Annotated in this window: 9 protein-coding genes; 4 read left to right on the top strand and 5 right to left on the bottom strand. The window is 69.4% G+C overall.

The genetic code is table 11. The annotated features are described in order from the left end of the window. Positions 1-239: 239 nt before the first annotated feature. Positions 240-2,522, top strand: coding sequence for a transglycosylase domain-containing protein (locus K9S39_RS17020; protein WP_248864211.1), 2,283 nt, complete (start codon positions 240-242; stop codon positions 2,520-2,522). Positions 2,523-2,641: 119 nt separating this feature from the next. Here the strand turns inward: K9S39_RS17020 and K9S39_RS17015 are convergent, their stop codons facing one another. From K9S39_RS17015 to K9S39_RS16995, 5 genes are all read right to left on the bottom strand, one after another. Beyond that, the gene (locus K9S39_RS17015; protein WP_248864209.1) at positions 2,642-4,102 is read right to left on the bottom strand and encodes a catalase; all 1,461 of its coding nucleotides are present in this window, start codon (positions 4,100-4,102) and stop codon (positions 2,642-2,644) included. Between the two features lie 206 nt (positions 4,103-4,308). After that, positions 4,309-6,525: a SpoIIE family protein phosphatase gene (locus K9S39_RS17010; protein WP_248868828.1), complete on the bottom strand. Its 2,217-nt coding sequence runs from the start codon at positions 6,523-6,525 to the stop codon at positions 4,309-4,311. A gap of 669 nt (positions 6,526-7,194) precedes the next feature. After that, a complete protein-coding gene (locus K9S39_RS17005) occupies positions 7,195-7,878 on the bottom strand; it encodes a class I SAM-dependent DNA methyltransferase (RefSeq protein WP_248864208.1) in 684 nt (227 codons plus the stop codon). 241 nt (positions 7,879-8,119) lie between these two features. Then, the gene (fomD, locus tag K9S39_RS17000) at positions 8,120-8,836 is read right to left on the bottom strand and encodes a cytidylyl-2-hydroxypropylphosphonate hydrolase (RefSeq protein WP_248868827.1); all 717 of its coding nucleotides are present in this window, start codon (positions 8,834-8,836) and stop codon (positions 8,120-8,122) included. Between the two features lie 67 nt (positions 8,837-8,903). Further along, a complete protein-coding gene (locus K9S39_RS16995; protein ID WP_248864207.1) occupies positions 8,904-10,331 on the bottom strand; it encodes a class II fumarate hydratase in 1,428 nt (475 codons plus the stop codon). 161 nt (positions 10,332-10,492) lie between these two features. Between K9S39_RS16995 and K9S39_RS16990 the strand changes: the two genes are divergently transcribed. The 3 genes from K9S39_RS16990 (at position 10,493) to K9S39_RS16980 (ending at position 14,012) form a co-directional block, all read left to right on the top strand. Further along, positions 10,493-11,050: a Uma2 family endonuclease gene (locus K9S39_RS16990; protein WP_248864206.1), complete on the top strand. Its 558-nt coding sequence runs from the start codon at positions 10,493-10,495 to the stop codon at positions 11,048-11,050. Between the two features lie 257 nt (positions 11,051-11,307). Continuing rightward, the gene (locus K9S39_RS16985) at positions 11,308-11,712 is read left to right on the top strand and encodes a hypothetical protein (RefSeq protein WP_248864205.1); all 405 of its coding nucleotides are present in this window, start codon (positions 11,308-11,310) and stop codon (positions 11,710-11,712) included. Then, positions 11,709-14,012, top strand: a complete 2,304-nt coding sequence (locus tag K9S39_RS16980) for a tetratricopeptide repeat protein (RefSeq protein ID WP_248864204.1) — start codon at positions 11,709-11,711, stop codon at positions 14,010-14,012. The genes K9S39_RS16985 and K9S39_RS16980 overlap by 4 nt, the downstream gene beginning before the upstream one ends. The last annotated feature ends 4 nt before the right edge of the window (positions 14,013-14,016 follow it).

The raw sequence follows: 14,016 nt of genomic DNA, 5'->3' as shown, positions 1-14,016 counted from the left end.
TGGTCTAGCAAAGTGATAGCACTTTAACGTGTCCGTATCCTTGCCGTCCAGCGCGAATGCGGGACGGCAGACCCGCGATGGACGCACGATGGGCGACACCCATCCCCCGGTTCCCCCGGCTCCACGTGCTGTTTGTCACGCCGGGAAAAGCCTTGATCGATGAGTATGTGTTGACAGATGCGGTGTTAGCTTCGACAGCTGAGTTTTCTGGGGGCGGAACGACTGGAGTGGCTGGAGCGATGGGCCGAGCGGAAGCGAGACGGGCACAGCGAGGGAGTGCCCGCCGAGCCAAACCGAAACAGAAGAAGAGCCGGATACGCCGGCTCTTCACCTGGAAGAAGATCCTCGGGACCTTCTTCGGCGTGTGCCTGGTGGGCATGGCCGGCTTCATCGGGCTGTACCTGTACGTGGACGTGCCGTCTGCGGACGAGGCCAACGCACAGGCCAGGGCGCAGGGCAACATCTTCAAGTACGCCGACGGCACGGTCATGGCCCGGGACGGCGTCAACCGCGAGAACGTCCCGCTCAGCCGGGTCCCCCGCGAAGTGCAGCACGCCTTCGTGGCCGCCGAGAACAAGACCTTCTACACCGACTCCGGCGTGGATCTGAAGGGCACCCTCCGCGGCATCGCGAAGACCCTCATGGGCGAGGGCAAGCAGGGCGGCTCGACGATCACCCAGCAGTATGTGAAGAACTACTACCTGAGCCAGGAGCAGACGGTCAGCCGCAAGCTCCAGGAGATCGTGATCTCTCTCAAGGCCGACGACAAGCTCACCAAGGACGAAATCCTCGCCGGCTACCTCAACACCAGCTACTACGGCCGCGGCGCATGGGGCATCCAGGCCGCCGCACAGGCGTACTACGGCGTGGACGTCGAGAAGCTCACCGTCTCGCAGGGCGCCTATCTCGCCTCGCTGCTGCAGGCGCCGAGCCAGTACGACTGGGCCACCGCGACCGAAGCCGGCAGGAAGCGGGTCAAGGAGCGCTGGGCCTACACGCTCAACAACATGGTCGAGATGGACTGGCTCTCCAAGCAGGACCGCGCCAAGCAGAGCTTCCGCGTGCCGCAGGACCCCAAGCCGCTGCCCGGCCTGTCCGGCCAGACCGGCTACTTCGTCGAGGCGGCGAAGGACGAACTCCTCGCCAAGGGCATCGACGAGAAGAAGTTCGAGGCCGGCGGCTGGACCATCACTCTCGGCATCGAGAAGAACAAACAGCGGGACCTGGAGAAGGCCGTCAAGCGCAGGCTCACCGACAGCCTCAACCCCAAGCTGCGCAAGGTCGACCAGGACGCCCAGCTCGGCGCCGCGTCGGTGGACCCCAAGACCGGCCGGGTCGTCGCCATGTACGGCGGCACGGGCTATACCAAGCACTGGGTCAACAACGCGCTGCGCTCCGACTACCAGCCGGCCTCCACCTTCAAGCCGCTGATCCTCGCCTCGGCGATGGAGAACGAGGCCAAGACCCAGGACAACGTCCGGATCACCCCCAACACGATCTACGACGGCCGTAACCGACGCCCGGTCGTCGGCGGCACCATCCCCTTCGCCCCGCCCAACGAGGACGAGCGCGAGTACGGGAAGATCAGCGTCCAGACGGCGATGAACAATTCCGTCAACTCCGTCTTCGCGCAGATGGGGGAGGACGTCGGCCTGGACAACGTCAAGAAGACCGCGGTCAGCCTGGGCATGAACGGCTCCAAGATCGACGTCAAGCCCGCGATGACCCTGGGCACCATGGGCGCCAGCCCGCTCCAGATGGCCGGCGCGTACGCCACGCTCGACAACCACGGCAGGAAGGTCACCCCGTCGCTGGTCGTCAAGGCCGAGCACGGCATCGAAGGGGAGATGACGCTGCCGGACCCGATCGGCGACCGGGTGCTCAGCCGACAGACCGCCGACACCGTCACCTCCGTCCTCGCGGGCGTGGTCAACGACGGCACGGCCTCGGGCGCGGTGAAGAACACCGCCTACAAGGCGGTGGGCAAGACCGGCACCTCCGACGACAACAAGTCGGCCTGGTTCGTGGGCTATACGCCCAAGCTGGTCACCGCGGTCGGCATGTTCGGTGAGAACTCCAAGGCCGACGGGAAGATCCCGCAGGGTGCCCAGGTCACGCTGAAGGGCACCGGTGGCGGCGGCCGCGTCAACGGCGGCGGTTACCCGGCAAGGGTGTGGGCCGACTACACGGCGGCCGCGCTCGGTTCCGACATCGGCGCCGACTTCGATCTGGAAACCGACCTCGGCGCCGGGGTGCCCCCGCCTCCCTCTCCGACGCCGACCACCCCTCCGAGCCCCACCCCGTCCCCCTCCCAGTCGCCGAGCGGTACCCCGTCGCAGACCCCCAGCGGTACGCCGTCGCAGACCCCGACGCCGACCGGGCCCCCGACGCCCACCGGCCCGCCCACCTCTACCCCGACCGGCACCTTCCCGCCGGACGGCGGCACGACGGACGGCAGTGACGGCGATCCCGACAACAAGCCCAACAGGGGCGGCAGGGAACCCGTGTCCGGCCTGGAGTGACGCCCCTTCAGCCGGCTCCTGCTCGGTGAACGCACCGCGGCCCCGCCTCAAGGCGGGGCCGCGGCGCGTCGGCGGTTCATCGTGGCGGGTTCAGCCGGCGGTTCATGATGGCGGTCGGTTCAGCCGCCACCCACCCCGGCCGCGATCCGGTCGCCCAGGTTCTTGTCGATGTTGCGCCAGTACTGCAGCGCCCGTTCCAGCACCGGCTGGGTGACACCGTTCCGCAGATGGCCGGTGACATTGCTGACGAGGCGGTCGCGGGCCGCGTCGTCGAGGACATCGCGCACCATCGTGCCCGGCTGCCCCCAGTCATCGTCCTCGCGGTGCAGCGTGTACGCGTTGCGGACCATCTCGCCCGCGCTCTCCCAGCCGGCGGCCGGGTCGAACCGCTCGGGGTCGGTGGCCGGTCCGCCCTTGGAGTTCGGGGCGTACGGGGCGGCCGTCAGGGACGGGTCGAACCGCATCGGGCCGTCCTTGGCGTAGGAGTGCACCGGCACATGCGGCCGGTTCGGCGGCAGCTGCGCGTAGTTGGGGCCGATGCGGTACCGGTGGGTGTCCGGGTAGGAGAAGATCCGGCCGAGCAGCATCTTGTCCGGCGAGACGCTGACGCCCGGGATCAGGTTGCTGGGCTCGAACGCGGCCTGCTCGATGTGGATGAAGTAGTTGTCCGGATTGTGGTTGAGCGTCATCCGTCCGACCTCGATCAGCGGGTAGTCGCCGTGCGGCCACACCTTGGTCAGGTCGAACGGGTTGAAGCGGTAGTCCGGCGCGTCGTCGAACGGCATGACCTGGACGTACAGCGTCCACGAGGGGTGGTCGCCGCGCTCGATCGCGTCGTACAGATCACGCCGGTGCACATCGGGGTCCGCCCCGGCGAGGTGGTCGGCCTCTTCCTGGGTGAGGAAGTCGATGCCCTGATCGGTCTTGAAGTGGAACTTGACCCAGAACCGTTCGCCGCCCCCGTTGATCCACATGTAGGTGTGCGACCCGTAGCCGTTCATGTGGCGGTACGTCTTGGGGATGCCGCGGTCGCCCATCAGCCAGGTGACCATGTGCGCGGACTCCGGGGAGAGGGTCCAGAAGTCCCACTGCATGTCGTTGTCGCGCAGACCGTTGTCCGGCCGTCGCTTCTGGGAACGGATGAAGTCCTGGAACTTGATCGTGTCACGGACGAAGAAGATCGGTGTGTTGTTGCCGACCAGGTCGTAGTTGCCGACGTCCGTGTAGAACTTGAGGGCGAAGCCACGCGGGTCGCGCCAGGTGTCCGGGCTGCCCTGCTCACCGGCCACGGTGGAGAAACGCGCCAGCATCTGGGTCTGCTTGCCCGGCTGGAACACGACTGCCTTGGTGAACTGGCTGACGTCGTTGGTGACTTCGAAGGTGCCGTACGCGCCGGCTCCCTTCGCATGGACCACCCGCTCGGGGACCCGCTCGCGGTTGAACTGGGCCATCTTCTCGATCAGGTAGTGGTCGTGCAGCAGGATCGGTCCGTCGCGACCGACGGTGAGCGAGTGCTCGTCGCTCTCCACCGGGACACCGGCGTTGTTCGTGGTGTGCGGGTCATGCGCGGTGCTGGTCATGTGAGGTCTCCCCCGTTCGGAGACTGGAGTACGGGGCATATCTGGAGACGCGCGGCACGTATGGTGAGGTATTTCTGTTTTATCCGCATCTTGCAGTCAACTCCTCCGACGGCATGTCGGCAAGAGTTGGACCCCGTCCGGTCTCAGACGGGGTCCAGTATGTGGGACGGGAGAGGGGCGGAATCCGGGACGGCGCGCATCGCCGGTCAGCCGTGGGGCGCCCCGGACGGCATCGACAGCTCGAACCAGACGACCTTGCCCATGCTCAGCCGGGTCGCACCCCAGCGCCGCGCCATCCGGTTGACCAGGTACAGGCCCCGCCCGCCCTCGTCCGACGGCCGGGCCTGCCGCAGCCGCGGCAGCTGCGGCGCATCGTCACCGACCTCGCAGCGCAGCACGTCCGTCCGCAGCAGCCGCAGCGTCACCGGCCGCTCCGCATACCGCACCGCGTTGGTCACCACCTCGCTGACCAGCAGCTCCACCTGGTCGGTCAGCTCGTCCAGACCCCAGCGCGCCAGCGCCCGGCGGGCCAGCCGGCGCGCCTGCCCCGCCGTCTGCGCCTTCGGATCCAGGTACCAGTACGCGACATCGCTCGGCGCTATCCCGTCGAACCGGGCCGCCAGCAGCGCGATGTCGTCATCGCGGTCCCCGGGCCCCAGCATGTCCAGCACCTCGTCGCACAGCGGCTCCAGCGGCGGCGGATTGGGACCCGTCAGCCGGGCCGTCTCCGTCAGCCGCTCCCGCAGCTGCTCGATACCGGTCCATACGTCCCGGATCCGCGACTCCACCAGGCCGTCGGTGTAGAGCACCAGCGTCGCGCCCGCCGGGGCGTCCAGCTCCACCGCCTCGAAATCCACCCCGCCGACACCGATCGGCGCGCCCGACGGCACCCGCAGCACCTCCGCGCGCCCGCCTCGGTGCAGCATCACCGGCGGCGGATGCCCCGCGTTGGCGATGGTGATCCGGTGCGCCACCGGGTCGTACACCGCGTACAGACAGGTCGCCATCCGGTCCGTGCCCAGCCGCTGCGCCTGCTCGTCGAGATGGTGCAGCACCTCCTGCGGCGGCAGGTCCAGCCCCGCCAGCGTCTGCGCGGTCGTCCGCAGCTGCCCCATGATCGCGGCGGACGTCATCGAGTGGCCCATGACATCGCCGACGACCAGCGCTACCCGGCTGCCCGGCAGCGGGATCGCGTCATACCAGTCGCCGCCGACCCGGGCCGTCTCCGCGGCCGGCAGATAGCGGCTGGCCAGCCGCACCCCGGTGGGCTGCGGCAGCGAGTCCGGCAGCATCGTGCGCTGCAGCGCGTCGGCGATATACGCCTCCCGGCCGTAGAGCACCGCCTTGTCCACACCCAGCGCGGTGTGCGTCGCCAGCTGCGCCGCGACCAGCAGGTCCTCCGGCTCGAACGCGGGACGGTCCGGGCGGCGCAGGAACACCGCCGCCCCGATCACCCGCCGCCGGCCGCGCAGCGGCGCCAGGATCACCCGGTGGCCGCCGGGCAGCCGGGTGTCCGGACCCAGCAGCTCGGGCAGCGCGGTCCGCGCCGCCTGCGCCTCGCCGAACAGCGGCCGCACGCCCCGCAGCACCTCCGCCAGCGGACCGCCGGGCCGCACCTCGGCCAGCTCGGACGCGCTGCCGCCCATCGCGGGCCCGAGGTCCGGCTGCGCGGGCAGCACCGGCAGCCGGGTCCCGTTGGTGTCCGGCTCCTCCGGGATCCGGTCGGTACGGCGCAGCCGCAGCACCACGGGACCGGTCGGGCGCTCGTCGCCCACCGGCAGCGGATCGCGCAGATAGACCAGGATGGCGTCGGCGAAGGTCGGCACCGTCGCCCGGCACAGGCCGAGCACGATCTCGTCGAGGTCTATGCCGCGGGCGATCCGCCGGGTCGCCGCCCCGATGAACCGCAGCCGGTCGCCGCTCGCCTGCCGGGCCGCCGCCATCTCGGCGCCGTCACCGGGCTGCGCGGGATGCGCGGAACGGGCGGGCGGCGAGGGCACCGACGGCGGTGGTGCCTGCGGGGGCACCGGTGCCCCGTCGGACCGGCCCGCCTCGCCGCCACGGCCGCCCGACGGCGCCGGCTGCCCGCCCTCGCGCGGCCGGCCGACGCCCTCCCCGGGGCGGGCAGCCCCGTCCGGACGTGCCGCGCCGCCGGGGCGGGCGGTGTCGCCGGGACGGGCGTTGTCCCCGGAATACGGCCCGTCGCCCGGCTCGGGCGCTTCCGCGCTGCCGAGCGCGGCCCGTGCCGCGTACCGCCCGCCGTGCTGATCGGGCTCCGGGCGTCCGGCGCCGCCGCCCTGCGGCCCGTCGGCAGCCGCCTGAACGGCCCCGGAAACCGCCGCGGCACCGCCGTGCTCCCGGCCCCGGCCCCTGTCGCGGTTCGTGGCCCCGGGGGCCGGCTCCGCCGCGCCGTGATCGGCCACCGGCTCGTCCTCGCCCCGCCCGCCCACCGGGCCCGCGGAGGTGATGGGGATCTCCCCCGGACGATGGGGGTCCCTCCCGGCTGCGCCGAACACCGGCCGTGCTTCGCCAGGGTCTTTCCGGTCATGGGGGTCCCCCCGGTCATGGGGGTCCCCCCGGTCGAGCGAAGCCGAGAGTGGGGGAGAAGCCGAGACCTGGGAAGGAGCCGAGAGCGGGGGATTGCCGGCGTCCTCGGAGGAGGCGAACCCCGGCGCCCCGGCACCCCCGGCGTACGGACCGGCGCCCGCGCCGCCGCACCGGCCGGCGCCCGCGCCGGCATCCGCCTCGCCATGGAAGCCGCCGGTCGGCCCGGCGCCCGGGTATGCGGCATCACCGCCGACGCCGGGGTCGTCACCCCCGCGCACAGTGAAACCGGCCCCGGGCACCGGCGCGAAACCGGGCGCCGGGGGCCGGTGCAGGGCAGCGCGCGGGTCCGGGAGCGCGCCCAGCGGCGCCGCCCTGGCCGGACCCCGCGCAGGGGACGCCGAGGGCGCGGCGGTCGGGGCCGACTGCCGCGATTCGTGGGAGGTGGGATGCTCCGTCACGCGTGGGATTCCATCCGTCCGGGGCTGTGCGCCCGCCGCACCGCGTTCCAGGCGCGCCGCTGGTGCGGACGCGCCTGACGCTGCGTCTCAGGCGCGTCGCAGGTGCAGAAAGAGCTGGATCTCGGGTGGTACGTCGGTACTCGCCGGGGCATACGCGTACGAGTCCTCCCCGGTGACGTCGAATCCCGCGTCGTGCACGATCCGGCGCAGGTCGTCCCGCAGGTAACCCGATACCCGGATCGAGTTTCCCAGGAACGGAATGGTGAAGTCGTCAACATCCGCCTCGACCATCGACAGGGCGAGCAGCCCGTCAGGTCGTAGCAGATCATGCAGCATGCCCAGTGCGTAAGGGATTTCCGCACGTGGCAGCATCAACAGCGAGAAAAAAGCGGCAATTCCGTCGAACGAGCCGGTGCCGCCGAGCCGTCCGTTCCGCAGATCGGCGATGTCCAGCCGGTGGAATTCGGCGGCCGGGGCGTTGTCCTGGGCCAGTTTGATCATCGTGGGGGAGAAATCCACCCCCACCACACGATGCCCGGCATCGGAGAGCTGACGGGAGGTCGGCAGTCCGGTACCGCAGCCGAGGTCCAGCACACGCGAACCGGCCGGCAGCGATTCGGCAAGCCAGGAGCCCGTCGCGAGCTGGCCTTCCTTGTGCGGGAAAGCCTCGTCGTAGCGGTCGCCGATCGCGTCGAACGCCTCGGCCTGGCCGGCCCGGTCAAGAGCTAACCGGTTCAGGCCCTCATAACTGTCGTAGCTGGCAGCGCTCACGACCTTGCCCCTCCTGCGACCGCGGTCAAGTTCGGTTTCCCGTTCTGGAGTTGCGCCTGTGCAGTCTTGCGGAGGACGATCCTACGTTTGAAGCCGGGGTGGACAGCAAGGGGGATCGGTGGTGACTTGCGGAAGGTCCTCCGTCAGACCATGAGAAACGGCCTTACGCAGCCGTTGCCCATAGGCGCACCTTTCCACATTCGCCCTCTTCACTCCCTCCGCTTGTCTTTACTTCACTCGCTCACGACCGCAAATGCCCCGGTGCGCGGTTCCAGTCCTCCGGAAGCCGGGGCACCGGCCATCCCGGATCCGGCCGCCAGTTCTCCCAGCCGTCCGCGAACGGCCTGCCCCACGCCCCGATGTGCGCCACCGCGGCCCGGCCCGCCGACCGCACCTCGGCGGCCTGCGCGGACGTCATCAGCCCGTCCCGCTGGGCCTGCGCGAACTCGTCCTCGTCCCGCCACTCCCAGTGCCGGTCCGGATAGACACAGATGTCGAGAAAATGGTCCTGGGAGTCGATTCCGCCCGCCCAACGGCGTCGCGGCTCCTCCAAATTGACGTACCAGTTCTTGAACTGCCAGCCCCGCTCCCAGAACAGCCACACCGACCACGGATCGTCCGGCCGGGCCAGCTTCAGCACCCCCGCGCCGAACCAGTGGTCACGGGCCGAACGCCGTGGCTTGGTATAGCGGGTGGCCAGCGGCTCACGGTGCACCGGCGTCCCGTCGGCGAGCACCGGCCGTACGCACGGGGTGCCCGGCGCCATCCACACCGCGAGCAGCTCGTCGGTGTCCTGGACAACGGTCATCGGACGGCAGATATGGATACGACCGGCCTCGGCATTGTCCCGATAACGCCAGAGAATCTGATCCCCCGGCGCCCATCGCACGCACTCCGTGCCGCTGCCCGCCGCACGAGTGCCGCTCGCCGTCTCGCCTTCCGCCGTCGTATCCACCATGTCCGCTGTCATGCGCAGATCTTAGGTGCGCGGCGTTACGCCCGCCGTGACCTGAGCCGCACCGGCGTTACGGACGCGTCATCCGCAACACATCCAGCGCCTGGTCGAGCTGCTCCTCCGTCACCAGCCCACGCTCGACATAACCCCCCTCGATCACCACTTGCCGAATGGTCTTCCGCTCCGCCAGCGACTTTTTGGCGACCTTCGCCGCCTCCTCGTACCCGAGGTACTTGTTCAGCGGAGTCACCACGGACGGCGACGACTCCGCGTACTCCCGCGCCCGCTCCGCATTTGCGCTGATCCCGTCCACCGTCCGGTCCGCCAGCAGCCGCGACGCATTCGCCAGCAGCCGCATCGACTCCAGCACATTCCTGGCGATCACCGGCAGCATCACATTCAGCTCGAAATTCCCCGACGCACCCGCTGCCGCGACCGTCGCGTCATTCCCGGTGACCTGCGCCGCGACCATCAGCACGGCCTCCGGAATCACCGGATTCACCTTCCCCGGCATGATCGACGAACCGGGCTGAAGATCGGGGAGCGCGATCTCCGCGAGCCCCGTCCGCGGTCCCGAAGCCATCCACCGCAGATCATTGGAAATCTTCGTCAGTCCCACGCCGATGGTGCGCAACTGCCCACTGATCTCCACCAGCCCGTCCCGCGCACCCTGCGCCTCGAAATGATCGCGCGCCTCGGTCAGCGGCAGCCTCGTAGCCCGCGCCACTTCCGCGATAACCGCCGCCGAGAATCCAGCCGGGGTATTGATTCCCGTCCCCACCGCCGTCCCGCCCAACGGCAGCTCCGCCAGCCGCGGCAACGAGCTCCACAACCGCTCCACGCCGTACCGGACCTGCGCCGCATACCCCCCGAATTCCTGCCCCAGCGTCACCGGCGTCGCATCCATCAAATGCGTCCGCCCCGACTTCACCACGTCGGAGAATTCCGCCGCCTTACGCTCCAGCGAGGCAGCGAGATGCTCAAGCGCCGGAATCAGATCTCGAACGACGGCCGCCGTAGCCGCAATATGAATGGACGACGGAAAGACATCGTTGGACGACTGACTGGCATTGACATGGTCATTAGGGTGGACGTCCCGCCCCAGCCGCTCACTGGCCAGCGTCGCGATGACCTCATTCGTATTCATATTCGATGACGTCCCGGACCCCGTCTGAAACACATCGACCGGGAAGTGATCATCCCACCGCCCCGCGGCCACCTCACCGGCCGCCTCCTGGATCGCCCCCGCCACATCCTTGTCGACCACCCCCAGCTCGGCATTGACCTTCGCCGCCGCGGCCTTGATCCGCGCCAGCGCCTCAATATGCGCCCGCTCCAGCCGCTGCCCGGAAACCGGGAAATTCTCCACCGCCCGCTGCGTCTGCGCCCGCCACTTCGCGTGCGCGGGGACGCGGACCTCGCCCATGGAGTCGTGCTCGATGCGGAAGGCGGGGGTGTCGCCGGCGCCGGGGGCGCCGAAGTCGTTGTCGTTGCTCATACCTGTTTCAGTACCCGAGGCCGCGATTCTGTTCCCGGATACGGGCATCGGCTCACCGATCGGCACACGTACGGACGAGGGCCCGGCTCCTCGGAGCCGGGCCCCAGGGGCGGGGCGCTATGTTGAGCGGACATACCGCGCCAGTTCCAAGGACGGTCCCGGTGAGCGAAGCACCTGCCGACTACAGCAACGACATCGACCCTGAACGCGCCTTGAAATACGCCATCCAGCACATCAAGGACGACCGGGCAGAGATCATCGAGGGAGTCATCGAAACCGTCCCGCCCAGTTGGGACCACGAAGCCGCCAGCGACACCCTCCGCGAGCAGATCCGCGCCCGCGCCCGCGAACTCGGCTGCGTCATCGGCTCCGGGAACCTCGATCTCCCCGGATCGCCGAACTGGTACATCCCCGACCTCGCCGTGGTGCCGGCCGCGGCCGCGAAGGGCGCCGGAGCGCTCCTGCCCGCGGACACGCTGCTCGTCGTCGAGGTCACCTCGGAGTCGAACGCCGACACCAACCGTGTGGTGAAGCGGAAGCGGTACGCCGAATACGGAGCGCCCCTTTATCTCCTGGTGGACCGTCAGGAGAGGTCTGTGACGCTGTTCTCGGAGCCGGGCCACCTCGGCTACACCCGGGCTGATGGTCCCCACCCGTATGGGGCGACCATCCGGATCCCCGAGCCGTTCGGCGTGGACGTGGACACCAGCGGCATGTGAGTCAGGAGGCAGCCGGGAAGTCCCCGGCTTTCAGGCCCGCGAGCAACCGGCCGTGGACCGTGGGCGACGGCTTGTGGGCGATGATCCTGCCGACCCTGGCCGGAGCCCTCGTCAGGATCACGACCGGTGCCCGTGGCGACCGGAGATTAGGCTCTACAAGACTCGGGGCAGCTCATTGCTCTGAGTTCCTACAAGACAACTCGACCAAGAGTCGGGGTAGTTAGCAGACGGACCTGGATCGCGGGGTGGGCGGAGCGGTGCTTGACGAGGCGGGTACGGCGCTGGTGACGCTGATGGTGACGGCTGCCTGGGAACAGGCCCGGGAGGGGGTCGTCGCGGTGTGGCGGCGGATCCGACCCGGCCAGGCAGGCAGTGTGGAGGGGGAGTTGGAGGAAGCCCGCGCGGAATTGGTCCAGGCCGAACAGGACGGTGAGGCGGATCAGGTGCGCCGGGAATTGGCTACCGAGTGGCAGGCGCGGTTGCGGCGCGTGCTGCGTGACGAGCCCGAGGCCGCAGCGGAACTGCAGCGCATCCTGGACGACGCGCGCGGTGCCGTGGCGGATACGGCGGGGCCATCGGTGCGGATGCGGGCCCGTGCGGAGGGGCACGGACGGGTGTTCCAAGCGGGCCGGGACATCCACCTCTCCGGAGGGCAGGCATGAGTCGTGACGGCATAGAGGGCGCTGGACTCGGGGCTGCCGCCTACGGCCAGGGCCGCATCTTTCAGTCCGAGCGCGACATCCAGGTCACCGAGCACCACCATCACGGCTCACCGGGATTTGGAAGCGGCCCGGCTTCGGTGCGGGTACCGCTGGCAGCGCCTCTGCGTGCAGGGCTGCACGACCGGGAGGAGCTGCGCGAGGACCTCTTGTCGTCCCTGCGGACGCACGGCGAGGTGCACGTCCTGCACGGATTCGGAGGGTGCGGCAAGACCGCGTTGGCTCGTTGGCTCTTCGAGCAAGCAGCGCCCTCGACCGTGGCCATGTGGGTGGAAGCCACCACCGAGTCACAGTTACGAGGCGGCATGCTCGCCGTCGCCGCCGACCGTGGCGCGACGCCACAAGAGGTCCAGGCCGCCCAGGAGGGGCGGCGGGCTGCCGCGGACTTGGTGTGGCAGCACCTGGACGCTTCCCCTGAACCCTGGCTGCTCGTCCTGGACAACGCGGACGATCCCAAGCTGCTGAGAGACGGGTGGTTGCGCCGGTCAGCACGGGGAACCGTCGTGGTGACCTCACGGCAGGCCGTCGACCCGGCGTGGATGGCCGTGCGGGCTCGCCTGCATCGGGTGGATGTGCTGCCCGCGCTGGAGGCGGCTCGGCTGCTCCACGATCTGGCGCCGGGAGAACAGCAGCCGGAAGCAGCTCTGCGTCTCGCAGAGAGGCTCGGCTGCCACCCGCTGGCCCTGACCCTGGCGGGCGGCTTCCTTTCCCAGCAGCTTCTGGAGAGCTGGACGGTGGAGGAATACCTGGAACGGTTGGAGGAGAATCCGGTCAGCTTGCTGGATCGTGGCGCCGGCTTGGAAGGCGGAGCACGCCAGCGGCTGAGCCTGACCTGGCAGCTGTCACTGGACGCCCTCGCCGAGCGCGGCGTGCCCGAGGCGATGGCCACCTTGCGGCTGCTCTCCTGCTTCGCGGACACCCCCGTGCCCCTGCTGCTGCTCGCCCCTACCGCGTTGCTCGCCGTCCAGGTGCCCGGCCTGTCGGCGGAACGGATCGAGGCCGGCCTGCACGGGTTGATCTCGGCGTCACTGGTCGACCTGATCGAGGTGTCCACCGGCCAAGGACGGTCGCGTACGCGCTGCGTGAAAGCGCACGGCCTCCTGCTGGAGACGGTGGCTGCCGCCCTCCCGACCGACGAGCGTGAGCAGCTCACCGAGGCGGCGGCCAAGCTGGTGAGCAGATCTGTTCGCGAGGCGAGCGGCGAAAGCACCCTGGTTGAGCCCCATCTTCTGGGGCTGCTGGCATCCGACAGCGCCGATGAAGAACTGCTCGACGCAGCACGGCAGATACGCACGGCACACGATGGGGCGGGCCGGTGGTCGGACGCGGTGCACCTGGCTGCGGGTATCGCGCAGCACAGTGAGCGACACAGGACGACCGATCCCGTCACTGCGGTCGCAGACGCCATCGCTCTCGGAAAGATTCTTTACCAGGGTGACGGACTCTCCTCTGCCGTAACCGTGCTGCGTGACGCCCTGGACCGAGCCGGGCAGATAGCGGAACAGGCACCGCTGCTCCTGGCGGACGCGTACGCACACACTGCGCTTGCGAAGGCCATGCTCAGCGAGTTCGCCGAGGCGTACGAGCTCGCGCTCAGGGCCGCAGAGATCCGGGAGCGAGTCCTCGGTGCGACCCATGCCGACACGGCAGACATCATCCGCGAGCAAGTGGGCTACCTGTACACCATGGGGCGCTTCGGTGAGGCGCTTGCCTTGTCGCGAGAGCTCATAGACCTTCTTCCGCGCCTGCACGGCGCACACAGGGAAGAGATCGCCACTAGATCTCTGCTTATGCGCGCAGCTGTGATGAGAGAAGCCCTCACCGCTTTTCGAGCGGCTGATCAAGTCCAGGACGACGAGATAGCCATGCTCACATGGGCCGAAGCGGAAGAGCGGGCCCAGGAAGCTCTTCAGGCGTATATCAGGCACTTCGGCTCCACCCATATCCGTACTGCTGCAGCGCGGAGCAACCTGGCCCTCGTCATGGGGGAGCGCGGCGACAAGGACAGCGCGACAGACGAACTGCGCAGGGTGCTGGCATCCCGTAGCGCGGAGCTGGGAGAAGAGCATCCATTCACCATCGAGACGGCTGCCGACCTCGCGCGGCTGCTGGGCCTCAGCGGCGCCAAGGCCGAAGCAGCTCAGCTGGCGCAGCGGTCATACGGCGACGCCCTGAGGATCCTCGGCCCCGAGCACCGCATCACTCGCAAATGCGTCGCAGCGCTGGACAGCGCGCGCGAGTAGCCAC

Source organism: Streptomyces halobius, from assembly GCF_023277745.1.
Lineage (GTDB): Bacteria > Actinomycetota > Actinomycetes > Streptomycetales > Streptomycetaceae > Streptomyces > Streptomyces halobius.
Note: the sequence above shows the minus strand (reverse complement) of the source record. Positions and strands in the feature narration are given on the sequence as shown.